The sequence below is a fragment of the Streptomyces indicus genome (assembly GCF_900100315.1).
Classification (GTDB): Bacteria; Actinomycetota; Actinomycetes; order Streptomycetales; family Streptomycetaceae; genus Streptomyces; species Streptomyces indicus.
Genome location: NZ_FNFF01000012.1, coordinates 86,807 through 111,009, shown reverse-complemented (window position 1 = coordinate 111,009; position 24,203 = coordinate 86,807). Strand labels below are relative to the sequence as shown.

The following is a 24,203-nucleotide window of genomic DNA, read 5'->3' as shown; positions in this document are numbered from 1 at the left end:
CTGGGAACGCGCGCCCGCCGTCACCAGGCACGCCGGAGAACGCGCGCCTGTCGCCGCCGGGCGGGACGTCGTCTGCGGCGCCCGGCGGCCGGCCCTCATTGTTCGGGCGTACGCGGCGGGCTCACCGTCGTGCGGGGGCGGCGGCGCTGCGAGGACGTGCGAACGATCAGCTCCGTCGGTATCACCTGCTCCAGCGGCCCCGCCGTATCGACCCCCTCGATGGCGTCGATGAGCAGCTGCACCACGGCCGTTCCGATCCGCCGCGGCTTGAGGGAGAGCGTGGTGATGGGCGGCTCGGTGGTGGCGTACACCGTGGATTCGCTGCAGCAGACGAGCAGCAGGTCGTCGGGCACGCGTAACCCGTAGCGCCGGGCGGCCGCGAGCAGGTCGGTGCCGTTGGGGTCGAACAGCCCGTAGACGGCGTCGGGCCGGTCGGGCCGTGCGAGCAGCCGGTCGGCGGCCACGGCGCCCGCGCACGGGTCGTGCGCCGGATAGGCCTCGTACACCGGATCCTGGCCCACGCGCTTGCACCAGCGCAGATACGCGGTGGTGGACAGATGGGTGTACGTGTCCGTGGTGGTGCCGGTGAGCAGGCCGATACGGCGGGCGCCGGCCGCGGCGAGGTGGTCGAGGATCTCCAGGACGGCGGCCTCGTGGTCGTTGTCCACCCAGGCGGTCACGGGGAGCGATCCGGCCGGGCGGCCGTCGGAGACCACGGGCAGGCCCTGGCGGACCAGTTCGGTCACGACCGGGTCCTGGTCGGACGGATCGATCACCACGGTGCCGTCGAGCGCCACGTTCGACCACACGTCGTGGCGCGAGGTCGCGGGCAGAATGACCAGCGCGTATCCGCGCGCGAGCGCCGCGGAGGTGGCGGCTCTGGCCATCTCCGCGAAGTACGCGAACTCGGTGAAGGTGAAAGGTTCATCCCCGTACGTCGTCACGGTCAGGCCGATGAGGCCCGACTTGCCGGTACGGAGCGTGCGGGCCGCTGCGGACGGGCGGTAGCCCAACCGGTCGGCGACCTCGCGGACATGGCGGCGGGTGGCGTCGGGTAGCCGGCCCTTGCCGTTGAGCGCGTCGGAGACGGTCGTGATGGAGACACCGGCAGCGGCGGCCACGTCCCGGATACCCGCCCGACCCTGCCGGCTACTGCCTCCGCGGGTGGTGCCCGCCCGGCTCACCTGGTGCTTCCCTGCTGCTGTCATGGCGAGCCGATAGTAGGGCTCATGAGGGTGGTCGGCGTGGGCGCATATGCACGCGTTGACAGGCACGTTTCTGCAAGGTCCATTTCCCTTAACTGCCATGGATACCAAGGTAGTTAAGGGCTTTCGGAGCGTTCGCCACGACGCGTGACTGCATGCGCCTGGCAAGTGCTGCATGTTGCGAACAGGTCTCAACTCACCTTCACGGGGGATGCGCGCCACGGCGCAAGCCACCGGCGCACGGCACCCCGCAGGGCGCTCCCCCTCTTCCTCCGCGCTCTGCCGTCCCGGGCTTCTCCCGAGCCGCGTCACCGTCACAGCCGCTCCGGATGCCCGCGTCGCTCTCGTTATCCACAGGCCATTCGCAGGCGGGCTGAATCCTCATAGAGTGAGGAGTATTCGAACCTGAGTGGCACGACGCCTTCAGTGGCATGAGGAGGACCTGCGGTGAGCCAGAGCCCGAAGCTGCGCCCTGCGCTGGACGGCATCCCGACGTACAAGCCGGGCAAGCCCGCCGCGGCCGGCGGTCCGGTGGCGTACAAGCTGTCCTCCAACGAGAACCCGTATCCGCCCCTGCCCGGCGTCATGGAGCAGGTCACGGCGGCCGCCGGCAGCTTCAACCGCTACCCGGACATGGCGTGCACGGGGCTGATGAACGAGCTGTCGGAGCGCTTCGGCGTCCCGCTCTCGCACCTCGCCACCGGCACCGGTTCGGTGGGCGTCGCCCAGCAGCTGATCCAGGCGACCAGTGGCCCGGGTGACGAGGTGATGTACGCGTGGCGGTCCTTCGAGGCGTACCCGATCATTACGCAGATCAGCGGCGCGACCTCGGTGCAGGTCCCGCTGACCCCGGGGGAGGTGCACGACCTCGACGCGATGCTCGCGGCGATCACCGACCGCACCCGCCTGATCTTCGTCTGCAACCCCAACAACCCGACGGGCACCGTGGTGCGCCGGGCCGAGCTGGAGCGCTTCCTCGACCAGGTGCCGAGCGATGTTCTCGTCGTCCTCGACGAGGCCTACCGCGAGTTCATCCGCGACACCGAGGTGCCGGACGGCATCGAGCTCTACCGCGACCGTCCCAACGTCTGCGTGCTGCGCACCTTCTCCAAGGCGTACGGGCTCGCGGGTCTGCGCGTCGGCTTCGCCGTGGCGCACGAGCCGGTGGCGGCCGCGCTGCGCAAGACGGCGGTCCCGTTCGGCGTGAGCCAGCTCGCGCAGGACGCGGCGGTGGCCTCGCTGCGCGCCGAGGACGAACTGCTCGGCCGCGTCGGCGCGTTGGTGGCCGAGCGCACCCGCGTCGTGGAGGCGCTCAGGACCCAGGGCTGGACCGTCCCCGAGACGCAGGCCAACTTCGTCTGGCTGCGCCTCGGGGAGCGCACGGTCGACTTCGCGGCCGCCTGCGAAAAGGCCGGCGTCGTGGTGCGCCCGTTCCCGGGCGAGGGCGTACGGGTCACCATCGGTGAGAACGAGGCGAACGACCTGTTCCTGCACACCGCGGAGGCCTTCCGCAAGGAGCTGTGACGGCAGGGGCCTTGGTTTCCCCCACGCTCTTTATTCGGCGACCAGTTCCACGCGGATCGGGTCGCCGTTGCGCACGGTGGCGAGGCGGCGGGGATCGCCGTCGAGCGAGCCGAGCAGATTGCACGGGCTCGCCAGGCGGCACTCCTCGCCGCGCGAGATCGGCGTCGGGCCGTACGGCAGCGCAAGTGCGTCGCCGTCGGTCCAGAACGCGACGGTGCCGGGGTCCACGACCTGCTCGGCATCGTCCTCGCGCTCGACGCTGACGCCCGTGTCGAAGTAGACCTCCTCGCCCCAGGTGTTGGCCGAGGCGGTGATCGGGAGCGCCTTGGCCAGCGCGCGGCTGGTCGGGGTGTCCTCGAGGGTCGCGGTCAGATGGTCTGCGGGCCAGGAAATGCGTATCTGCATGCCGCGGATTCAACAAGATGTTGAAGTTCTTGGGAAGGCCCGTCTCGCATGTCACAACGCGAGGCCCCGGCCCGTCATATGGGGTGGAAGCCCGGAAGGGGACCCCGCCGGATGTTGCCGACATGCGGTACGACATAATGCTTGTGAATGTGAACGCGTTCACAAACGTGTCCTGTTTGATCCCGTAATCACCGGGATCAAGGGGGCAAACTGCCGCTGTGACCACGGCGACGTAAGGAGACTGACGACGTGGACCTGGCTTTGGCGCCGGAGACCCTGGCGCGATGGCAGTTCGGTATCACCACCGTCTACCACTTCCTTTTCGTCCCCATCACGATCTCGCTCGCCGCTCTCGTGGCCGGCCTGCAGACCGCGTGGGTGCGGACGGAGAAGGAGAAGTACCTCAAGGCGACCAAGTTCTGGGGAAAGCTGTTTCTGATCAACATCGCGATGGGTGTCGTCACCGGCATCCTTCAGGAGTTCCAGTTCGGCATGAACTGGTCCGACTACTCGCGCTTCGTCGGTGACATCTTCGGCGCACCCCTCGCGTTCGAGGCTCTGATCGCCTTCTTCTTCGAGTCGACCTTCATCGGTCTGTGGATCTTCGGCTGGGACAAGCTGCCGAAGAAGATCCACCTGGCCTGCATGTGGATGGTCTCGATCGGCACCATCCTGTCCGCGTACTTCATCCTCGCGGCCAACTCGTGGATGCAGCACCCGGTCGGCTACAAGATCAACGAGGAGAAGGGCCGGGCCGAGCTCACCGACTTCTGGCACGTCCTGACCCAGAACACGGCGATCGCCCAGATGTTCCACACCATGACCGGTGCCTTCATGGTGGGTGGCGCGTTCATGGCCGGCATCGCCGCGTACCACCTGATGCGCAAGAAGCACATCGAGACCATGAAGACCTCGCTGCGGCTCGGTCTGGTCACGCTCGCCATCAGCGGTGTGCTCTCCGCGGTCAGCGGCGACCACCTCGGCAAGATCATGTTCGAGCAGCAGCCGATGAAGATGGCCGCGGCCGAGGCGCTGTGGGACGGCGAGGAGAGCGCGCCCTTCTCGATCTTCGCGTACGGCGATGTCGACGAGGGCCACAACAAGGTCGCCATAGAGATTCCGGGCCTGCTGTCCTTCCTCGCGCACAACAACTTCGACGAGTACGTCCCCGGCATCAACGACCTGAACGAGCAGATGCAGGAGAAGTACGGTCCCGGTGACTACCGGCCGAACATCCCGGTCGCGTACTGGGGCTTCCGGTGGATGATCGGGTTCGGCATGGCCTCGCTCGGCATCGGTCTGCTCGGGCTCTGGCTGACGCGGAAGAAGTTCCTGCTGCCGCAGCACCTGCGGGTCGGCGAGGACGAGGTGCCGCACCTGGTGGTCTGGAAGAAGCCGCTCGGCGCCAAGTGGGGCAAGTGGTACTGGCTGCTCCTGCTTTGGACCATGCTCTTCCCGCTGATCGCCAACTCCTGGGGCTGGATCTTCACCGAGATGGGCCGGCAGCCGTGGGTGGTGTTCGGCGTCATGAAGACCTCGGCCGCCGTCTCCCCCAACGTCTCGCAGGGCGAGGTCATCGCCTCGATGTCGATCTACACGCTCCTGTACGCGGCGCTCGCCGTGATCGAGGTCAAGCTGATCGCCAAGTACGCCAAGGCCGGGCCGCCGGAGCTCACGGAGGACGACCTCAACCCGCCGACCAAGATCGGCGGGAACTCCAAGGACGACTCCGACCGGCCGATGGCCTTCTCGTACTGAGGGAGTGACAGGGATATGGAACTCCACGACGTCTGGTTCGTCCTGATCGCCGTTCTGTGGACCGGCTACTTCTTCCTCGAGGGCTTCGACTTCGGGGTCGGCATCCTCACCAAGCTGCTCGCCCGCGACCGCACCGAGCGCCGGGTCCTGATCAACACGATCGGCCCGGTCTGGGACGGCAACGAGGTGTGGCTGCTGACGGCCGGCGGTGCCACCTTCGCCGCGTTCCCCGAGTGGTACGCGACGCTGTTCTCCGGCTTCTACCTGCCGCTGCTGTTCATCCTGATCTGCCTGATCATCCGCGGTGTCGCCTTCGAGTACCGGCACAAGCGGCCCGAGGACAAGTGGCAGACCAACTGGGAGCACGCGATCTTCTGGACCTCGCTGATCCCCGCGCTCCTGTGGGGTGTGGCCTTCGGCAACATCGTGCGGGGCGTGAAGATCGACCAGGACATGGAGTACGTGGGCAACTTCTGGGATCTGCTCAACCCGTACGCGCTGCTCGGCGGACTGGTGACGCTCTCCCTGTTCACCTTCCACGGTGCGGTGTTCACGGCGCTGAAGACGGTCGGGGACATCCGGGAGCGGGCGCGCAGGCTGGCGCTGCAACTCGGCCTGGTCACCGCGGTCCTGGCGCTGGTCTTCCTGATCTGGACCCAGATCGACAACGGTGACGGGAAGTCGCTCATCGCGATGATCGTGGCGGCGCTCGCCCTGGTCGGTGCGATCGGTGCCATCAAGGTGGGGCGCGAGGGCTGGTCGTTCGCGCTGTCCGGGATCACGATCGCGGCGGCGGTGGCCATGCTGTTCCTGACGCTCTTCCCGAACGTCATGCCGTCCTCGCTGAACGAGGAGTGGAACCTCACGGTCACCAACGCCTCGTCCAGCCCGTACACCCTGAAGATCATGACCTGGTGTGCGGCGGTGGCCACCCCGATCGTCCTGCTCTACCAGGGCTGGACGTACTGGGTGTTCCGCAAGCGGATCGGCACGCAGCACATCGCGGCCGACTCGCACTGAGCGCGCGGTGAGCGTGTGATGTCCAGGGGTGCGCCAACGACGGCTCGGATACGGGCTGTTGGCGCACCCCTTTCCCGTACTGGAGGCTGTTTCACGTGAAACCGGTCGATCCTCGCCTCATCCGCTACGCCCAGGCCACCCGGCTCTTCCTCATCGCGATCGTGGTGCTCGGCCTGGCCGGGGCCGGCCTGGTCATCGCCCAGGCGATGCTGATCGCCGAGATCGTGGTGGGCGGCTTCGAGCAGGGGCTTTCCGCAAGCGCGTTGGGCACTCCGCTGCTGTTGCTCGCGGCCGTCGCCGTGGGGCGCGGTCTGGTGGGCTGGCTCACGGAGCTGGCCGCGCACAAGGCCAGCGCGGCGGTGAAGTCCGAGCTGAGGGGGAGGCTGCTCGGACAGGCGACCGCGCTGGGCCCCGGCTGGCTGAGCGGGCAGCGGACCGGTTCGCTGGTCGCGCTCGCCACTCGCGGGGTGGACGCGCTCGACGACTACTTCGCGCGCTACCTCCCGCAGTTGGGGCTCGCGATCGTCGTGCCGGTGGCCGTGCTCGCACGGATCGTCACCGAGGACTGGGTGTCCGCGGCGATCATCGTGGTCACGCTGCCGCTGATCCCGCTCTTCATGATCCTGATCGGCTGGGCCACCCAGGCGCGCATGGACCGGCAGTGGAAGCTGCTCTCGCGGCTGTCCGGGCACTTCCTCGACGTGGTGGCCGGACTGCCCACGCTGAAGGTGTTCGGACGGGCCAAGGCGCAGGCGGAGTCGATCCGGAAGATCACCGGGGAGTACCGGCAGGCGACGATGCGGACCCTCCGTATCGCCTTCATCTCCTCCTTCGCCCTCGAACTGCTCGCCACCCTGTCGGTCGCGCTGGTCGCGGTGACCATCGGGATGCGCCTGGTCCACGGGGAGCTGGACCTCTACATCGGGCTTGTCGTGCTGGTGCTCGCGCCCGAGGCGTATCTGCCGCTGCGACAGGTCGGGGCGCAGTACCACGCGGCCGCCGAGGGCCTCGCCGCCGCCGAAGAGATCTTCTCCGTCCTGGAGACCCCGCTGCCGGCCGCCGGTGACGGACCCGCGCCGAGCGGGGAGTTGAGCGTCGAGGGCGTGACCGTGCGCTATCCCGGACGCGACACGGCGGCGGTGGAAGGGGTGTCGTTCACGGTCCGCGAGGGCGAGACCGTGGCGCTCGTCGGGCCCAGCGGCGCGGGCAAGTCGACCCTGCTCGCCGCCGTGCTCGGTTTCGTACGTCCCGACGAGGGGCGGATCCGGGTCGGCGGGACCGATCTCGCCTCCGTGGCGCCGGACGCCTGGCACGGTCAGGTGGCGTGGGTGCCGCAGCGGCCGCATGTGTTCGCGGGCACGCTCGCCGAGAACGTACGGCTCGCACGGCCGGACGCCACCGACGCACAGGTGTGGCAGGCCCTAGAGGACGCCGGCGCCCTGGAGTTCGTGGACGCGCTGCCCGCCGGGCTCGACACCCTGCTCGGCGAGGACGGCGCCGGGCTCTCGGCCGGGCAGAAGCAACGGCTCGCCCTGGCCCGGGCGTTCCTCGCGGACCGGCCCGTGCTGCTGCTCGACGAGCCGACGGCCGCGCTCGACGGGGCCACCGAGGCGCAGATCGTGGACGCGGTACGGCGGCTCGCGGTGGGCCGGACCGTGCTGCTCGTGGTGCACCGGCCCGCGCTGCTCGCGGTGGCGGACCGGGTCGTACGGATCGAAACGGGCGCTCTCTCCGGTGAGTCGACCGCTCCCGCGACCGCGGTGGCCCTGCGCGAAGGCGTGGCCGAGGCGGCCGCCGGCGGGGACGGCCTGGTCGCGGTCACGGTGGATGAACCGGATGCCGTGCGGCCCGTACGGGCCGGAGTGCTCGCCCGCGTACGGGACATGGCCGGGGCGCGGCGCGGTCGGCTGCTGCTCGGGCTCTTCCTCGGCAGCCTCGCGCTCGGCAGCGCCGTCGGTCTGATGGCCACCTCCGGCTGGCTGATCTCCAAGGCCTCGCTCGAGCCGCCCGTCCTGCACCTGATGGTGGCCGTCACCGCCACCCGGGCCTTCGGCATCGGGCGCGCCGTCTTCCGGTACGCCGAGCGCCTGGTCACCCACGACGCCGTCCTTCGGATGCTGGCCGACACCCGGGTCGCCGTCTACCGGCGCCTGGAGCGGCTCGCGCCCGCCGGGCTGCGCAGGACCCGGCGCGGCGATCTGCTCGCACGGCTCGTCGGCGACGTGGACGCGCTCCAGGACTACTGGCTGCGCTGGCTGCTGCCCGCGGGCGCGGCGGCGGTCGTGGGGGTGGGCGCCAGCGCCTTCACCGCCTGGCTGCTGCCCGAGGCAGGTGCGCTGCTCGCCCTCGGACTGCTGCTCGCCGGGGTCGGGGTGCCGTGGCTGAGCGGGCTCGTGGCCCGCCGGGCCGAACGCCGCCTCGCACCCGCCCGCGGGGTGCTGTCGACGCGGGTGGCCGATCTGCTCACCGGGACGGCCGAGCTGACGGTCGCGGGTGCCCTTCCCTCCCGTACGGCCTCGGCGCGCGCAGCCGACGCCGACCTCACCCGGATCGCCTCCCGGGGCGCGGGCGCGACCGCGCTCGGGGCCGGGCTCACCGCGCTGATCTGCGGGCTCACGGTCGTCGCGGCCGGCGCGGTCGGGGTCGCGGCCGTCGGCGACGGGCGGCTGAACGGGGTCTCGCTCGCCGTCGTCGTACTGACTCCCCTGGCCGCCTTCGAGGCCGTGACCGGTCTGCCGCTCGCCGTGCAGTACCGGCAGCGCGTGCGGCGCAGTGCGGAGCGGGTGTTCGAGGTGCTCGACGCGCCCGAGCCCGTGCAGGAACCGAAGGTGCCCGCCGAAGCCCCCGCCGACCCCTTCCCGCTGGAGCTGCGCGGGATCACGGCCCGGCACCCCGGGCAGGAGCGGGACGCCCTGGCCGACGTGGACCTGACCCTGCACGAGGGGCGGCGGATCGCGGTGGTCGGCCACTCCGGATCGGGCAAGACCACGCTCGCCCAGGTGCTGCTCCGGTTCCTGGACGCGACCGACGGCTCGTACACGCTGGCCGGCGTGGACGCGTACGGGATGCACAGCGACGCGGTACGGCGGCTCGTCGGACTGTGCGCCCAGGACGCGCACCTCTTCGACAGCTCCGTGCGCGAGAACCTGCGTCTGGCCCGGCCGGACGCCGAAGACGCCGAGCTGCGCGAGGTCCTCGGCCGGGCGCGGCTCCTGGAGTGGGTGGACTCGCTGCCCGAGGGCCTGGACACCCTCGTCGGCGAGCACGGGGCCCGGCTCTCCGGCGGTCAGCGGCAGCGGCTCGCGCTGGCCCGCGCGCTGCTCGCCCGCTTCCCCGTCCTCGTCCTGGACGAGCCCGCCGAACACCTCGACCTGCCGACCGCCGACGCCCTCACCGCCGATCTCCTGGCTGCTACGGAGGGCACGGCGACCGTGTTGATCACGCACCGTCTGGCCGGGCTCGACGCGGTGGACGAGGTGCTCGTCCTGGCGGACGGGCGGGTGGTGCAGCACGGCGCCTACGCCGAGCTGATCGAGGCCGAGGGGCCGCTGCGGAGCATGTGGGAGCGGGAGCGCGCGGCGGATGTGCTGGTGGGGGCGGGGCGGTGACAAGGGCGATGCGGCGCCTACCCGACTTTCCTCTGAAATTCGGACTAACTAGGCTCAAGGCATGCAAGCCCCCGCCTCCCCCGAAGAGCTGCCCGCCGATCCGCCTCCGTTCCCGGAGCGGGACGTGACCGGGAGCGCCGCCGCCGAGCAGGCCGCGCGCAGCCTCCAGTCGCTGCCCGAGGAGCTCGCGGCCCGGCTTCCGCAGCTGCTCGAAGCCATGGTCTCGGTGGGCAGCGGGCTCGATCTGCACACCACGCTCGACCGCATCGCGGAGACCGCGGCCAGCCTCACCGGGGCGAAGTACGCGGCGATCGGCGTGATCAACGACAAGGGCGACGGGCTCGCCGACTTCGTGACGTACGGCATCTCCCGGGAGCACCGCGAGCGGATCGGGGCGCTGCCCGACGGCAGGAGCGGACTGCTCGGTGCGCTGATCAAGGACCCGGCGACGGTACGGCTCGACGACCTCTCCAAGGACCCGCGCTCGGTCGGCTTCCCGCCGAACCATCCGCCGATGCGGACCTTCCTCGGCGTCCCCATCCGGGTGGGCAACGAGGTCTTCGGCAACCTGTATCTGACCGAGAAGCAGGGCGGGGGCGGCTTCGGCGTCTACGACCTGCACATGGTCAAGGTGCTCGCGACCGAGGCCGGCATCCAGATCGGCAACGCGCGTCTGTACGAGGCGACCCGGCAGCGCGAGCGCTGGATCGACGGGTCCGTGGCCGTCACCACCGCCCTCCTGTCCGGCGCCGACGCCGACGAGTCGCTGACCGTGGTGGCCGAGCAGGCCCGCAAACTCGCCGCCGCCTCCGCCGCCTTCGTGCTGCTGCATGCCGAGGAGGGCGGCCTGGAGATCGTGGCCGAGTCCACCGAGAGTGGCCCGTCCTCCGCGCTCGGCATGCTCGTGCCGCCCGAGTCGCCCGTCGTGGACCTGCTCCTCGGCGGCGAACCGGTCTTCGTCGAGGATGCGGCCTCCGACCAGCGCCTGATCACCGAACTCGCGCTGTCCTACGGGCCCACCATGTTCCTGCCGCTGGAGAGCGGCGGGCGGGTGCTCGGGGTGCTGGCCGTGCCGCGGGTGCGGGGCGCACAGCCGTACAGCGAGGCCGAGAAGACCCTCGCGATGCAGTTCGCCGCACAGGCCGCGCTCGCGCTGATGATGGCCGAGGCCCAGCGCGACCGGGAGCGGCTCGCGGTCTTCGAGGACCGCGACCGGATCGCCCGCGACCTGCACGACCTGGTGATCCAGCGGCTGTTCGCCACCGGGATGATGCTGGAGAGCGCCCAGCGGCGGTCGGTGGTGCCCGAGGTGCAGACCGGCGTGGGCAAGGCGGTCGACGAACTCGACGTGACCATCCAGGAGATCCGTACCGCGATCTTCGCCCTCCAACAGGGGCCGGCCGAGGCGCCGTCCGGGCTGCGGACCCGGGTGCTCAGAGAGATCAACATGGCGGCAGTGCCGCTGGGGTTCAAGCCCTCGCACCGCTTCCTCGGGCCGGTGGACACCGTGGTCGGGGAGCTCACCGGCAAGAACCTGATCGCCGCGCTGCGCGAGGCGCTGTCCAACGCCTTCCGGCACGCGCAGGCCGGCCGTATCGAGGTCGTGGTGGACGCGCAGGCCGAGCTGCCGGACGGGCGGGAAGGCGTCCGCCTCACCGTGGCCGACGACGGGGTCGGCATCCCCGAGGGCGGCCGGCGCAGCGGTCTGAAGAACCTCAAGCGGCGGGCCGAGTCGCTCGGCGGCGACAGCTGGTACGGGCCGGGGATCGGGGAGGACGGGGCGGGGACGACGGTGGTGTGGCAGGCGCCGCACTGAGGTTCCCGGTCGGTGGAGCGCTGTTCTCGGTGGGCCCACGCTGTTTCACGTGAAACACCGCGGGCCCGAGCCCGGGCCCTGCCCCCGCCCACCCCAGGCCCCTGTTCGGCTCAACTCCCCGACCCCGTATGGGGCAAGGGTCACCCCTGTGCCCTGTTCGTACGGGCGTGGCGTCAACCGGCGGGTGACGATCCGTGCATGGTCCTGACGACGCGTCGCATTCCGTCCGTCCTCGCGGTGGGCGCGCTGCTGCTCGCGCTCGCCGGGCCCGCGGCCTCCTCCGAGCCGGACCCCGAAGGGTCCGGCGGACACGGCCACGGGCCGGGCACGAGCGGCAAGGTGGCGCGGCTCCTCGAGGACGCGGCCCAGGCCACGCAGGAGTACGAGCACGGGCGGCGGGCCGCGGAGGTGCAGCGCCAGAAGGCCCAGCGGCTGGAACGGCTCGTCACCCGGCACCGCAAGGAAATGAAGCGCCTGAACGCCGAGTTGGGGCGGATCGCACGCGGCCAGTACCGCGACGGAGGCGGCATCCCGTATGCCGCACAACTCCTGCTCGCCGACGACCCGGAAGAGCTGATGCGCGGTCAGCGCGCGGCCCTGCAGGCGAATCTGGCCATGAACCACCTGATCGACAAGACCCAGCGGGCGGCCCGCCGCCTCGACGAGGACCAGCAGCGGGCCACGGCCGCCTGGCACTCCCTCGATGAACGCCGGGCTCGGCTCGCGACGTTGAAGAGCGGGCTGGAGAAGAAGCTGGAGGACGCCCGGTGGACGCTTCAGGGCGAGGCGGACCGGCAGGTGGCGGCCGGTGCCTGCCGTGGTGCGGTCCGGCTCGACCAGCCGTCGCTGCCGAAGGGCCGTCCGTGGGTCGCGCCGGTGGAGACGTATGAACTCTCCGCCGGGTTCGGCAGCGGCGGCGAGCGCTGGGCGAAACGGCACACCGGCCAGGACTTCGCGGTCGGCATCGGCGAACCCGTGCGGTCGGTCGGCGCCGGGCGCGTGGTGAGGGTGTCGTGCGGGGGAGCCTTCGGGATGGAGGTGCTCGTCCGGCACCCCGGCGGCTACTACTCGCAGTACGCCCACCTCGCCTCCGTCACCGTCGACCAGGGCGAGAAGGTGCGGGCGGGCCAGTGGGTCGGGCAGGCGGGCACGACCGGCAACTCGACCGGCCCGCATCTGCACTTCGAGATCCGGCTGACCCCGTATCTGGGGTCGGGGGTCGATCCGCGCAGGTGGCTGGCGGAGCGGGGTGTGAAGCTCTAGCCGCCGCGCCGGGGGAGCCGGAGGCGGGGCACGCGCGGCTCAGTTCGCGGTGCGGGCTTCCTCGATGAGCTGCTCGATGATGACGGCCACGCCGTCGTCGTTGTTCGCGACCGTGCTGCTGGAGGCGGCGGCGATGACGTCCGGGTGGGCGTTGCCCATCGCGTACGAGCGGCCGGCCCAGGTGAGCATCTCGACGTCGTTGGGCATGTCCCCGAAGGCCACGACCTCCTCCGGGCCGATGCCCCGCTCGGCGCAGCACAGGGCGAGCGTGCTGGCCTTGGAGACGCCCGGCGCACTGATCTCCAGGAGCGCGGTGGGGCTGGAGCGGGTGACCTCGGCGCGGGTGCCGATGGCCTCGCGGGCCAGGGCGAGGAAGGCGTCGGGGGTGAGGTCGCCGTGGTGGGCGAGGAGCTTGAGTACCGGCTGGTCGGCCAGGTCGAAGTCCTCGGCGAGCAGCTTCTCGGCGGGGGCGATCGCGATCACCGGGTCGATGTGCACCGGCGGATAGGCGAACTCGTGGCAGATGCCGCCGGTGCGCTCGACCGCGAAGGAGGTGCCGGGGGCGGCGGCGCGCAGCACCTCGATGACGTCGAGGGCCGTCTCGCGCTCCATCGCGCGCAGCTTCACGAAGCGGTGCTGTCCGGGGCCGCCGTGCAGATCGACCACCGCGGCGCCGTTGCCGCAGATCGCCAGGCCGTGGCCGTGCACATGGTCGCTGACGACGTCCATCCAGCGGGCGGGACGGCCCGTCACGAAGAACACCTCGATGCCGGCCTGTTCGGCGGCGGCGAGGGCCGCGACCGTACGCGGCGAGACGGACTTGTCGTCCCGCAGCAGCGTGCCGTCCAAGTCCGTGGCGATCAGCCGGGGACGGGGCTGGGCGGGCGCGGGGTGCTGGGCTGCTGCGGAGGTCGTCACCTCCGCATTGTTTCGCATATGCCGCAGAGCCGTGCTGCCGGGTGCACATTTGAGTGGGGGTGAGCGCTGGTGAGTGATATCACAGCGTGCCGGGGGCTGCCGGTCCGGTCGCCCCCGGTCGCCTCGTACGGCATCAGGCCAGGCGGGCCGCCGCCTCCCGCGCGATCTGCTCGTAGCCCTGCTCGTCGGCGGCGAAGACCGAGTCCGCGATGGGCATGTGGACCACGAGCTCGGTGAAGCCGAGTTCCGCGTACGGCCGCGCGAACTCGACGAAGGCGTCCACCGAGCGCAGCGGGTGGGCGCCGGCCGCGTACGTGTCCGGGTTGAACTCGGGTGTGAAGCCCGTGAGCAGGATCTTGTCCAGCTCGGCCACGTCCCGGCCCTGCTCGGCGCAGGCCTTGCCCAGCTTGGCCACCTGTGCGGCCACCGCTTCGACGGACTGCTCGGGCGTGCCCGCCTCGTACAGCTTCGGGTCGCCCGTGGTCACCCACGCCTGGCCGTGCCGCGCAGCGAGCCGCAGCCCGCGCGGGCCGGTGGCGGCGACGGCGAGCGGCAGCCGCGGGGACTGCACGCAGCCGGGGAGGTTGCGCGCCTCGGTCGCCGAGTAGAACGCGCCCTCGCTCGTGACCTCCGCCGGCTCGCTCAGGAGCCGGTCGAGCAGCGCCACGAACTCGGCGAACCGGTCCGCACGCTCCTTCGGCGTCCACTGCTCCTCGCCCGGCTTCTTGAGGGTGGTGGCGTCGAAGCCGTTGCCGCCCGCGCCGATGCCGAGGGTGATCCGGCCGCCGGAGATGTCGTCGAGGGAGATCAGTTCCTTGGCGAGGGTGACCGGGTGCCGGAAGTTCGGCGAGGTCACGAGGGTGCCCAGGCGCAGCGTGCTGGTCGCGGTGGCGGCCGCGGTGAGCGTCGGAATCGCACCGAACCACGGGCCGTCGCGGAAGGTCCGCCAGGCGAGGTGGTCATAGGTGTACGCGGCGTGGAACCCGAGTTCCTCGGCGCGCTGCCACTTCTCGCGGCCGCCGCGAAGCCAGGGGGTGGTGGGGAGGATGACGGTGCTCAGGCGCATGGTCCTCAGCGTACGTCGGGGGCGGGGTGGCTTCCCGGGGCTGCGGGGGGCGGAGCGACCCTGAAACGCCGCCCACGCCCCTTGTTGAAATTCCAAGCTACGGAATACATTTTCCGCGATGTGATGACGGGGGCGCTCATCTCGTGATGATCCGGGCAAACCCCCGCGAGTGAAGAGGGGAGTCCCGTGCACAGCAGCACCTCGCCGGTCCGTAAGGCCGCGGCCGAACTCGTCGGTACCGCGGCCCTGGTGGCCGTCGTCGTCGGATCGGGGATCCAGGCCGCGGGCCTCACGCGGGACACCGGGGTCCAGCTGCTCGCCAACTCGCTCGCGTCGGCGATCGGGCTCGGCCTGCTGATCGCGCTGTTCGGCCCGGTCTCGGGCGGTCATCTCAATCCGGTGGTGACCCTGTCGGCCTGGTGGCTGGGGCGGCGCGACGGCAGCGGGCCGGGGACACGGGAGGCGCTCGCGTACGTCCTGGCGCAGACCGCGGGGGCGGTCGCCGGAGCGCTGCTCGCGGAGGCGATGTTCGGGCGGGCGCAGGTCGTGTGGTCCACACAGGAGCGGACCGGGGGCCGGCTGCTGCTCGGTGAGGTGGTCGCCACCGCCGGTCTGGTGCTGCTGATCTGCGGTCTGAACAGGATCGGCCGTCCGCAGCTCGCGCCGGTCGCGGTGGCGGCGTACATCGCGGCGGCGATCTGGTTCACCTCGTCCGGCTCGTTCGCCAATCCGGCGGCGAGCGTCGGGCGCGCCTTCACGGACTCGTTCACCGGGATCTCCCCCGGCTCGCTGCCGGGGTTCATCACGGCTCAGCTCGCGGGCGGCGCGCTGGGGCTCGCGCTGGCGGCCCTGCTGTACGGGAAGCCGGGTGGGCAGGAGGAGTCGGGCGTACGCGAGGGGTCGCGCGGGCAAGGGGAGCTGGGCGGGCAGCGCGAGGTGGGCGCCGCGGGGGAGGTCAGCCCGGGAAGCGCAGGTAACGCGGCGGTACGGCTGCGGTCAGCCACACCCCGTTCGCACTGACGCGGAAGACGTGCCCGTCCCGGTGCATCGCGCCCGCGTCCACGGAGAGGATCACGGGACGGCCGCGGCGGGCGCCCACGCGGGTGGCGGTCTCCCGGTCCACCGAGAGATGGACGTCGTGCCGGGCCATCGGGAGCAGCCCGTCGGTGCGGATCGCGTCCAGGTGGCGGGCCACCGTGCCGTGGTAGAGGTACGCGGGCGGAACGGCGGGCGGCAGGTCGAGGTCCACCGGGACCGTGTGGCCCTGGCTGGCGCGGATCCGGCCGCCGTCGACCGCGAAGCGCTTCTTGTCGTTGACGGCCACCACGTGGTCCAGTTCGGCGCGCGTGAACACGAAGCCGTGCGCGGCCGCGGCGGCGATCAGGGTGTCGATCTCGACCCAGCCGTGGGCGTCGAGGGTGAGTCCGATGCGCTCGGGCTGATGGCGCAGGTGTCTGGAGAGATACTTCGAGACCTTTATGGTCCGCCTCTCGTCGGGTGTCGTGTGGGTCATCGCCCCAGGATGCCGGGGCGGCTCCGGCGGACGCATCAGGATTTACGGACCCGCGATCCGCGGCAGCGCGGCGTGGAGATCCAGTCGGCTCCGAATTCCCCGAAAATTTACCGGACTTAGGCATGATCCACAGGTAACCCTGGTTATCCACAGGCTGGTTGGCGAAAGTGTGGACAACCCTGCGGGGTCACCGGCCCGCTGGGGACAACTCGACTGTGGCACAGGGGACTTGGCCAACTCAGGTTTTCTCGCCCTGTTTTGCCGCGAGTGCGTCCAAGGTCCTTGCGTGCACCTCGCGTTCGGCTGCCGTGGCGATGAAGACGGAAAGCCCTTCGACGCCAACAAGCCCACGTACCGCATCAATTGTGCGTATGGGCAGAGCCACCGGAATGTCGCCGGAGGGGGCCGGAACGGAAGGCGCCGCGCCCAGGTGCTGCTGGAGGTGGCGGGTGGCGAACATCCGCATCGCGCGGGCCAGTTCGGCGTCCACGGTCTGCTGGGCGAGCGGCCGCAGGCGTCGTACGAGCGCGGCCGCCTCGGCGGCGTCCGCGTCGGTCGGCGGCTGATGTTCCAGATACCGCAGGAAGACATGCTCGGTCGTGAACTCCAGGAAACGGGAGGCGATGTGCTCCACCTGCACCCGCAACTCCCGCAGATGGCCGGAGATCGCTCGCAGCGGCACCCCGGCCGCGTGCAGTTCCGCCGCCACGGCCAGCTCCTGCGGACTCGGCACGAGGAACTCGTCCGGGCGGCCCGGAATCCTTTCCAGGACGCCGAGTTCTATCGCCTCCTCGACCGCCGCCTCGTCCGGGTTCCCGCCGAACTTGCGGTCCAGCTCCTCGCGGGTGATCCGGTCCGCCTCCTCGTCGGTCCAGGGACCGTCGACCTCGGCGACCAGGCCGAGCACACCGCCGAGACCGCGGCCGGAGTCCCAGGCCTCCAGGAGCTCCTTGATGGAGGCCAGGGTGTAGCCGCGGTCCAGGAGGTCGGCTATCTGCCGCAGCCGGGCCAGGTGGGCGTCGCCGTACACGTTCGACCGGCCCCTGCGCTCGGGGCGGGGGAGCAGGCCGCGGTCCTGGTACGCACGGATCGTGCGGACCGTGGCGCCGCTGTGGTGGGCGAGATCCTCGATCCGGTACTCGGCGCGTTGCCCCGCGCCCGGCTTGCGGTCCGCATCCGCCAGCCGCTCCGTATCCGCCGGCCGGTCCGCACCCGCACCCCGTTCCGCGCCCGCCGACCGTTCCGTACCCGCCTGCCGACCCGCGCCCGCCCGCTGCTCCGTCACTCGCCCGCCCCTCCTGCCCCTCCCGGCCCGCCCGTGGCCCTCGGCGCCCGACCCTACCCACGCCCCTACAGGGGCGGCTCCACCCGTGCGATCGCCCGCAGCGCCTTCGGTGTGAAGCGGGACATCAGGTGGGCGCCGCGTGCCTCCGGGGTCACGGGGACCACCGCCCGGTCGGTGAGCACCGCGTGCAGGATCGCATCGGCCACCTTCTCCGGCGGATAGTTGCGCAGCCCGTACAGCCGGGAGGCGCGCTTCTGCCGGCGCTTCTCCTCGGCCGCGTCGACCCCGGCGAAGCGGGCGGTCGCGGTGATGTCGGTGTTCACGAAGCCCGGGCAGACCGCCGTCACGCCGATGCCCTGACCGGCCAGCTCGGCCCGCAGGCACTCGCTGAGCATCAGGACGGCGGCCTTCGAGGTCGCGTACGCGGGCAGCGCCTTCGAGGGCTGATACGCCGCCGCGGACGCGGTGTTGACGATGTGGCCGCCCTGGCCGCGCCCGGCCATCTGCGCGCCGAAGAGGCGGCAGCCGTGGATCACGCCCCACAGGTTGACGTCGAGGACCTTCTTCCAGTCCTCGGGCGTGGTCGCGAAGAAGGAGCCGGAGAGCCCGATCCCCGCATTGTTGACCAGCACGTCGACGATCCCGTACTCGGCGGCGACCTTCGCGGCCAGCTTCTCCATGGCCGCCTCGTCGGAGACGTCCGTCTGCTCGCCCCAGGCCTCCGCCGCGCCGATCAGGCCCGCCAACTCCGCGGTGCGTGCGGCCCCTTCACCGTCCCGGTCCACCGCGACCACCCGCGCGCCGGCCTCGGCGAAGGCGAACGCGGTGGCCCGTCCGATGCCGCTCGCGGCCCCGGTGACGAGGACGAGCTGTCCGCCGAAGCGCTGCGCGTACGCGTCGGCACGGCGGCCCTTCCTGACGGGCTCGGTGCGGGCCGTGGCGGGCACCGAGCCCGGCGCCTCGGCCGATATCACGAACTCACGTATCCACGAAGCAAGTTGATCGGGGCGCGTCCGCGGCACCCAGTGCTTGGCCGCCACCGTCCGGCGGGTCAGCCGGGGCACCCACCGCTCCAACTCGTCGTAGAGCTGCGGCGACAGGAAGATGTCGCCGGTGGGCGTGATCAGCTGCACAGGGGCGTGTGCGCGGGCGTCGGGGCGTGGGCGGCGCAGCCGCGCCCGTACGTTGTCCCGGTAGAGCCAGGCGCCGTGGGCGGCGTCCGAGGGCAGCGAGGACGTCGGGTAGCCGTCACCCGGCACCTTCTCCACGCGCCGCAGCAGCCGCGGCCACTGCTTGCCGAGCGGTCCGCGCCATGCGAGCTCGGGCAGGACGGGGGTGTGCAGCATGTACACGTACCAGGACTTGGCGCCTTGGCCGAGCAGCTGGCCCACCTTGCGCGGGGTCGGCCGCGTCATGCGCTTCTTGATCCAGTGGCCGAAGTGGTCAAGGGACGGGCCGGATATGGAGGTGAAGGAGGCGATCCTGCCGCGCGTGCGCTCCACCGTCGTGAACTCCCAGGCCTGCACCGAGCCCCAGTCGTGGCCCACCAGGTGGACGGGGGCGTCGGGGCTCACGGCGTCCGCGACGGCCAGGAAGTCGTCGGTCAGCTTCTCCAGCGTGAAGCCGCCGCGCAGCGGGGCCGGTGCGGTGCTGCGGCCGTGGCCCCGTACGTCGTAGAGCACCACATGGAAGTGCTCGGCCAGCCGCGCCGCGACCTCGGACCACACCTCCTTGGAGTCCGGATAGCCGTGCACCAGAAGGACCGTGGGCCGCCCGGCGTCCCCCAGCTCCGCGACGCACAGCTCGACCCCGCCCGTCCGCACGAACCGCTCGCGCGCACCGTTCACCTGTCCGCTCCCCACACTCACGCCTCCGCTTCCCGTCTCCCGGCGCCCGCCGCGCACGCCTCCGCTGCCTGCCTCCCGGCGCCCGCCACTCACACCCGTACCGCCTTCGCCCTTGCCGTCCCAGCCGCCCTCGCCGCCCAGCGCCGTACATGCGGCAGCTCGTCGTCCAGCCAGAACGCGCTCTCCGCCGGGTCCTTCGAGTCCGTCACCACCAGCAGCTCCTCGAACTTCGCGCCCGTCCCCGGAAGCCGAGATGCGGCTCCACCGCCCACAGGCCCGGCTGCGGCGGATGGTCGGAGAACCGGTACGGGGACCACAGCGGGGACCAGCCGTCCCGGTGCCCGTGCAGGGCGTCGCTCGCGAGCCCCTTCAGGGACTGCGTGCCGAACCCGAACACCGTCGGGTTGAACCGCCGCTCCTTGACCCGGTCCACCTTGTGCGCGATCACGCCGAAGGGGTACGCGCGGTGCCGGTTCGCATAGCCCTGCCGCTGCATCAGACGCTCCACGTCCTCGTAGATCTCCCGCAGCGGCCGCCGCTCGCGCACCTCGGCGAGGATCAGCTCGCGGTGCGCCTCCAGGTCGTCGAGCAGCTTGTCGTGCAGCGGGTTCGGCCCCAGGCAGCCCGAGTAACCGATGTCCGCCGTATGGCCGTTGAAGACCGGAGCCATGTCGAGGATGTACGGCATCCCCTCCTCCAGGACCCGGTTGGTCGGGAAGAACTGCAACGGGACCTTGAACCCCACGAAGGCCGTACGGTCCCCGAACCAGGCGAACGGCAGATGGAACCAGTCCCGCACCCCGCGCTCGCGCAGCCACACCCGCTGCATCCGCGCGGCCTCACGCTCGGTCACCCCGGGGGTGAGCTGCGCGGCCACGGCCTCGGCGCACTCGTACGCGAGCGCCTGCACCTGCCTGAACCCCCGCAGCCGCGCGTCGACTCCGACCCCTGAGCTCATGCCACCCGCCCTGTCCGTCCGGTCATGCGTGCTCTACTCCCCCAAGCTCTCGACTGCGCTCGAGCAGGGGGTACCCCCATCCGTAACTTGACACTGATGAATGTGACAATGCCTGACGGCTGCGTCAAGGGGCGTGCGCAGCCTGTGGAAAACCTTGCGGATACGGGAAGTTGGGCCTGTCCGGTTCGGGACGAGTGGCCGTCACCGCATGCGTAAGGCGCGGATAAATTCCGCCTATGAGCCCTTGTACGCGCGGTAGCCGCCGGATCCTCGCTCTCACCGTCGCCGGCGTGTTCGCCCTCGTGGGATGCGGTGCGCAGGCGGCGGGTGCCGGCGGGAAGAAGGCGGTGGAAGCCCAGGCCGACAAGCCTGCCGGGGCGCCCAACGGCGTCGAGAAGCTGACCGCCGACGAGGCGATCCGACGCAGCCGCGAAGTGATGGCCGGGATCCAGTCGGTCAGACGGGTCTACACGCCGACCGTCCAGCCGGGCAAGGACAGCCCGTTGATCACCTCGGAGGCGGATCTGCGGACCGGCTGTGCGCTCCGCTACGACTTCGGGACGTACGGAAAGACGGACGTCCGGTTCACCACGACAGGCAACAGCCCGGTGGTGTACATGCGCTTGGACGCCGCCGCCCTGAAGAACGAGCACGGCAGCAAGGGCGAGCAGGCGGCCGAGCGGTACGCGGGCAGGTTCGTCGCCGACGACCAGCCGGACATCATGCTGTACCAGCGCCTCGTCTACCCCTGCGAGCTGGATGTCTTCTCCTGGGAGAACACCGAGCCCGGACCCGGGACCCGGTACGAGAAGGGCACGCCGACCGAGATCGACGGCATGCCGGTGCTCCCGGTCGTGCAGACCAACGCGGACAGCGAAGGCAACGCCGCGCAGACCGCGTACATCGCGCTGCGCGGCAAGCCGTACATCGTGCGGCAGTCCTCGGAGGGCTACCGCGCGGATCTCAGCCGCTTCGACGAGGAGTTCGGCATCGAGGCACCGGGTCCGGGGCAGACCGTGCCGATGGCGGAGTTCAACGCGTTCCTCGGCATCGAAGCCCCCCACTGGGAGATCGACGTCCACTGACCCCGCAGCCCCCGCCTCAAGTCGTACCCCTACGGGCCCGTACGCCCAAAGACGGAGACGCAGACAGGAACCAGGTCTGACGCCGGAGGTGACGCGCGCCACTACCTTCGGAATGTGACTGTGATCGCGACCGAAAGCCTGAGCAAGCGGTTCCCCAGGGTGACCGCTCTTGACCGGCTCTCCATGGACATCGGCCCGGGTGTGACCGGACTCGTCGGTGCCAACGGAGCCGGCAAGTCCACGTTGATCAAGATTCTTCTTGGTCTGTCCCCCGCTTCCGAGGGCCGTGCCGAAGTGCTCGGTCTGGACGTCGCGACCAAGGGGGGCGAGATCCGCGAGCGGGTCGGGTACATGCCCGAGCACGACTGCCTGCCGCCGGACGTCTCGGCCACCGAGTTCGTCGTCCACATGGCCCGGATGTCGGGGCTGCCGCCGGCCGCCGCGCGCGAGCGCACGGCCGACACCCTCCGCCACGTAGGCCTCTACGAGGAGCGCTACCGCCCCATCGGCGGCTATTCGACCGGCATGAAGCAGCGGGTCAAGCTGGCCCAGGCGCTCGTGCACGACCCGGACTTGGTCTTCCTCGACGAGCCGACCAACGGCCTCGACCCGGTCGGCCGCGACGAGATGCTGGGCCTGATCCGCCGTGTGCACACGGACTTCGGCATCTCGGTGCTCGTGACGAGCCACCTGCTCGGCGAGCTGGAGCGCACCTGCGACCACGTCGTCGTGATCGACGGCGGCAAGCTGCTCCGCTCCAGCTCCACCAGCGACTTCACCCAGACCATGGCCACCCTCGCGGTCGAGGTCACCGACACCGACGCGCACCCGGACGGCACCCGGGCGGTACGCGAAGCGCTCGCCGCCCGCGGGGTCACGCTCCAGGCCACCACCGAGGAGGGCCTGCCCGGCGCCGGCCACATCCTGCTGCTCGAAGCGACCGGCGAGGAGACGTACGACCTCGTCCGCGACACCGTCGCCGAGCTCGGCCTCGGCCTCGTCCGGATGGAACAGCGCAGGCACCACATCTCCGAGGTGTTCAAGGACGAGCCCGCGCCCGAGGAGGTAACGGCCCGATGAGCACCCCGAACAGCACGGCCCAGACCCAGATCCACAACATCGGCTACCGCAAGTACGACGGCCAGCGCCTCGGCCGCGCGTACGCCCGCCGCTCGCTCTACTCGCAGTCCCTGCGCGGCGCGTACGGCCTCGGCCGCAGCGCGAAGTCCAAGGTCACGCCGATGATCCTGTTCGCCGTGATGTGCGTGCCCGCCGCGATCATCGTCGCGGTGGCCGTGGCCACCAACGCGACCAAGCTGCCCATCGAGTACACGCGGTACGCGATCGTCACGCAGGCGATCATCGGTCTCTACCTCGCGGCCCAGGCACCTCAGTCCGTCTCGCGCGACCTGCGCTTCAAGACGGTGCCGCTGTACTTCTCGCGCCCCATCGAGCGCGTGGACTATGTGGTGGCCAAGTTCGCCGCCATGGCCACGGCCCTGTTCATCCTGACCGGGGCGCCGGTGATCGTCCTCTACGTGGGCTCGCTGCTCGCCAAGATGGACTTCACGACCCAGACCAAGGGATTCGCCCAGGGGATGGTCTCCGTGCTTCTGCTCTCGCTGCTCTTCGCGGGCATCGGCCTGGTGATGGCCGCGCTGACCCCGCGCCGCGGTTTCGGTGTCGCCGCCGTGATCGCCGTCCTGACCATCTCGTTCGGAGCGGTCTCCACCGTCCAGGCCATCGCGGACGCGCAGGGCTCGACGGGCGCGGTCGAATGGCTCGGCCTGTTCTCGCCGATCACCCTGATCGACGGCGTGCAGACCGCCTTCCTCGGTGCGGGCTCCTCCTTCCCGGGCGCCCACGGCCCCGGCGCCGGCCTCGGCCTCGTCTACCTCCTGGTCGTCCTCGCGCTGATCGCCGGCTCGTACGGAGCCCTGATGCGCCGCTACCGGAAGGCGGGGCTGTGACCATGACCGGCATCGACCACGGAAAGGCCGGGCTCTAGAACCATGGCCACCATCGAAATCGACCACGTCAGCCGCTGGTTCGGCAATGTCGTCGCCGTCAACGACGTCACGATGACCATCGGCCCGGGCGTCACCGGCCTGCTCGGCCCGAACGGCGCCGGCAAGTCCACCCTGATCAACATGATGGGCGGCTTCCTCGCCCCCTCCACCGGCTCGGTCACGCTCGACGGGCGGCCGATCTGGAAGAACGAGCAGATCTACAAGGAGATCGGCCTCGTCCCCGAGCGCGAGGCGATGTACGACTTCCTCACCGGCCGTGAATTCGTCGTCGCCAACGCCGAGTTGCACGGCCTGGGCAAGAAGGCCGCCGAACTCGCCCTCGCCACGGTCGAGATGGAGTATGCGCAGGACCGCAAGATCGGCACGTACTCCAAGGGCATGCGCCAGCGCGTGAAGATGGCCTCCGCTCTGGTCCACGACCCGTCGGTGCTGCTGCTCGACGAGCCCTTCAACGGCATGGACCCGCGCCAGCGCATGCACCTCATGGAGCTGCTGCGGCGCATGGGCGCGGAGGGCCGTACGGTCCTGTTCTCCTCGCACATCCTCGAAGAGGTGGAGCAGCTCGCCTCGCACATCGAGGTGATCGTGGCCGGACGGCATGCGGCCAGCGGCGACTTCCGCCGGATCCGGCGCCTCATGACCGACCGCCCGCACCGCTACACCGTCCGCTCCAGCGACGACCGCAGGCTGGCGGCCGCGCTGATCGCGGACCCGTCCACCGCGGGCATCGAAGTCGACCTCACCGAGGGCGCGTTGCTCATCCAGGCCGTCGACTTCGGCCGCTTCACCGAGCTCCTGCCGCGGGTCGCCCGCGACCAGGGCATCCGGCTCCTGACGGTCTCGCCCTCGGACGAGTCCCTGGAATCGGTCTTCTCCTACCTCGTCACGGCCTGAAGGGAGCG

General features: G+C 70.9%; 18 protein-coding genes and 1 pseudogene. 11 read left to right on the top strand and 8 right to left on the bottom strand.

The features are described 5' to 3' along the window. Window positions 1-95 precede the first annotated feature (95 nt). Complete coding sequence (locus BLT97_RS25985; RefSeq protein ID WP_093614311.1) at window positions 96-1,208, bottom strand: LacI family DNA-binding transcriptional regulator; 1,113 nt, start codon at window positions 1,206-1,208, stop codon at window positions 96-98. A gap of 444 nt (window positions 1,209-1,652) precedes the next feature. Between BLT97_RS25985 and hisC the strand changes: the two genes are divergently transcribed. Further along, window positions 1,653-2,729, top strand: coding sequence for a histidinol-phosphate transaminase (hisC, locus tag BLT97_RS25980; protein ID WP_093614309.1), 1,077 nt, complete (start codon window positions 1,653-1,655; stop codon window positions 2,727-2,729). Between the two features lie 30 nt (window positions 2,730-2,759). Here hisC and BLT97_RS25975 read toward each other — a convergent pair whose 3' ends face one another. Continuing rightward, on the bottom strand, window positions 2,760-3,134 hold the full coding sequence (locus BLT97_RS25975) for a cyclophilin-like fold protein (RefSeq protein ID WP_093614307.1): 375 nt from the start codon (window positions 3,132-3,134) through the stop codon (window positions 2,760-2,762). A gap of 249 nt (window positions 3,135-3,383) precedes the next feature. Between BLT97_RS25975 and BLT97_RS25970 the strand changes: the two genes are divergently transcribed. From BLT97_RS25970 to BLT97_RS25950, 5 genes are all read left to right on the top strand, one after another. Then, a complete protein-coding gene (locus BLT97_RS25970; protein ID WP_093614305.1) occupies window positions 3,384-4,892 on the top strand; it encodes a cytochrome ubiquinol oxidase subunit I in 1,509 nt (502 codons plus the stop codon). A 15-nt stretch (window positions 4,893-4,907) separates the two neighbouring features. Then, entirely contained in the window at window positions 4,908-5,912 is a 1,005-nt protein-coding gene (gene cydB, locus BLT97_RS25965) for a cytochrome d ubiquinol oxidase subunit II (RefSeq protein WP_093614303.1), read from the top strand. A gap of 95 nt (window positions 5,913-6,007) precedes the next feature. Then, entirely contained in the window at window positions 6,008-9,520 is a 3,513-nt protein-coding gene (gene cydD / locus BLT97_RS25960; RefSeq protein WP_093614301.1) for a thiol reductant ABC exporter subunit CydD, read from the top strand. Window positions 9,521-9,581: 61 nt separating this feature from the next. Continuing rightward, entirely contained in the window at window positions 9,582-11,336 is a 1,755-nt protein-coding gene (locus BLT97_RS25955) for a GAF domain-containing sensor histidine kinase (RefSeq protein ID WP_093614299.1), read from the top strand. Window positions 11,337-11,534: 198 nt separating this feature from the next. After that, entirely contained in the window at window positions 11,535-12,599 is a 1,065-nt protein-coding gene (locus BLT97_RS25950) for a M23 family metallopeptidase (protein WP_093614297.1), read from the top strand. A gap of 39 nt (window positions 12,600-12,638) precedes the next feature. Here the strand turns inward: BLT97_RS25950 and BLT97_RS25945 are convergent, their stop codons facing one another. Beyond that, entirely contained in the window at window positions 12,639-13,535 is an 897-nt protein-coding gene (locus BLT97_RS25945; RefSeq protein ID WP_093614295.1) for a Cof-type HAD-IIB family hydrolase, read from the bottom strand. Window positions 13,536-13,650: 115 nt separating this feature from the next. After that, entirely contained in the window at window positions 13,651-14,583 is a 933-nt protein-coding gene (locus BLT97_RS25940; protein WP_093614293.1) for an LLM class flavin-dependent oxidoreductase, read from the bottom strand. Between the two features lie 186 nt (window positions 14,584-14,769). Between BLT97_RS25940 and BLT97_RS25935 the strand changes: the two genes are divergently transcribed. Further along, complete coding sequence (locus BLT97_RS25935) at window positions 14,770-15,603, top strand: aquaporin (RefSeq protein ID WP_093614291.1); 834 nt, start codon at window positions 14,770-14,772, stop codon at window positions 15,601-15,603. Here the strand turns inward: BLT97_RS25935 and BLT97_RS25930 are convergent. From BLT97_RS25930 to BLT97_RS25915, 4 genes and pseudogenes are all read right to left on the bottom strand, one after another. Next, entirely contained in the window at window positions 15,539-16,096 is a 558-nt protein-coding gene (locus BLT97_RS25930) for an RNA 2'-phosphotransferase (protein ID WP_093614289.1), read from the bottom strand. The two genes, BLT97_RS25935 and BLT97_RS25930, sit on opposite strands and share 65 nt — an antisense overlap. 238 nt (window positions 16,097-16,334) lie before the next feature. Beyond that, window positions 16,335-17,279 carry a MerR family transcriptional regulator gene (locus tag BLT97_RS25925; protein WP_093614472.1) on the bottom strand — a complete coding sequence of 315 codons (945 nt, stop codon included), beginning with the start codon at window positions 17,277-17,279 and terminating at the stop codon, window positions 16,335-16,337. A gap of 167 nt (window positions 17,280-17,446) precedes the next feature. Continuing rightward, window positions 17,447-19,228: an SDR family oxidoreductase gene (locus tag BLT97_RS25920; RefSeq protein ID WP_093614287.1), complete on the bottom strand. Its 1,782-nt coding sequence runs from the start codon at window positions 19,226-19,228 to the stop codon at window positions 17,447-17,449. A gap of 89 nt (window positions 19,229-19,317) precedes the next feature. Next, a pseudogene (locus tag BLT97_RS25915) lies at window positions 19,318-20,186 on the bottom strand (M24 family metallopeptidase). Window positions 20,187-20,422: 236 nt separating this feature from the next. Between BLT97_RS25915 and BLT97_RS25910 the strand changes: the two are divergent. The 4 genes from BLT97_RS25910 (at window position 20,423) to BLT97_RS25895 (ending at window position 24,195) form a co-directional block, all read left to right on the top strand. Then, window positions 20,423-21,271: a hypothetical protein gene (locus BLT97_RS25910; protein WP_143041390.1), complete on the top strand. Its 849-nt coding sequence runs from the start codon at window positions 20,423-20,425 to the stop codon at window positions 21,269-21,271. 120 nt (window positions 21,272-21,391) lie between these two features. Next, entirely contained in the window at window positions 21,392-22,351 is a 960-nt protein-coding gene (locus tag BLT97_RS25905) for an ABC transporter ATP-binding protein (protein WP_093614283.1), read from the top strand. Continuing rightward, window positions 22,348-23,241, top strand: coding sequence for an ABC transporter permease subunit (locus BLT97_RS25900; protein WP_093614281.1), 894 nt, complete (start codon window positions 22,348-22,350; stop codon window positions 23,239-23,241). Before BLT97_RS25905 ends, BLT97_RS25900 begins: the two co-directional genes overlap by 4 nt. Before the next feature lie 42 nt (window positions 23,242-23,283). Further along, entirely contained in the window at window positions 23,284-24,195 is a 912-nt protein-coding gene (locus BLT97_RS25895; protein WP_093614279.1) for an ABC transporter ATP-binding protein, read from the top strand. Window positions 24,196-24,203: the final 8 nt, after the last annotated feature.

Bases quoted from the DNA above. Each gene is read 5' to 3' on its own strand.
- BLT97_RS25985 (WP_093614311.1), bottom strand. From the start codon at position 1,208: ATGACAGCAGCAGGGAAGCACCAGGTGAGCCGGGCGGGCACCACCCGC.
- BLT97_RS25975 (WP_093614307.1), bottom strand. From the start codon at position 3,134: ATGCAGATACGCATTTCCTGGCCCGCAGACCATCTGACCGCGACCCTC.
- cydB (WP_093614303.1), top strand. From the start codon at position 4,908: ATGGAACTCCACGACGTCTGGTTCGTCCTGATCGCCGTTCTGTGGACC.
- BLT97_RS25955 (WP_093614299.1), top strand. From the start codon at position 9,582: ATGCAAGCCCCCGCCTCCCCCGAAGAGCTGCCCGCCGATCCGCCTCCG.
- BLT97_RS25950 (WP_093614297.1), top strand. From the start codon at position 11,535: ATGGTCCTGACGACGCGTCGCATTCCGTCCGTCCTCGCGGTGGGCGCG.
- BLT97_RS25945 (WP_093614295.1), bottom strand. From the start codon at position 13,535: ATGCGAAACAATGCGGAGGTGACGACCTCCGCAGCAGCCCAGCACCCC.
- BLT97_RS25940 (WP_093614293.1), bottom strand. From the start codon at position 14,583: ATGCGCCTGAGCACCGTCATCCTCCCCACCACCCCCTGGCTTCGCGGC.
- BLT97_RS25930 (WP_093614289.1), bottom strand. From the start codon at position 16,096: ATGACCCACACGACACCCGACGAGAGGCGGACCATAAAGGTCTCGAAG.
- BLT97_RS25910 (WP_143041390.1), top strand. From the start codon at position 20,423: ATGAGCCCTTGTACGCGCGGTAGCCGCCGGATCCTCGCTCTCACCGTC.
- BLT97_RS25900 (WP_093614281.1), top strand. From the start codon at position 22,348: ATGAGCACCCCGAACAGCACGGCCCAGACCCAGATCCACAACATCGGC.
- BLT97_RS25895 (WP_093614279.1), top strand. From the start codon at position 23,284: ATGGCCACCATCGAAATCGACCACGTCAGCCGCTGGTTCGGCAATGTC.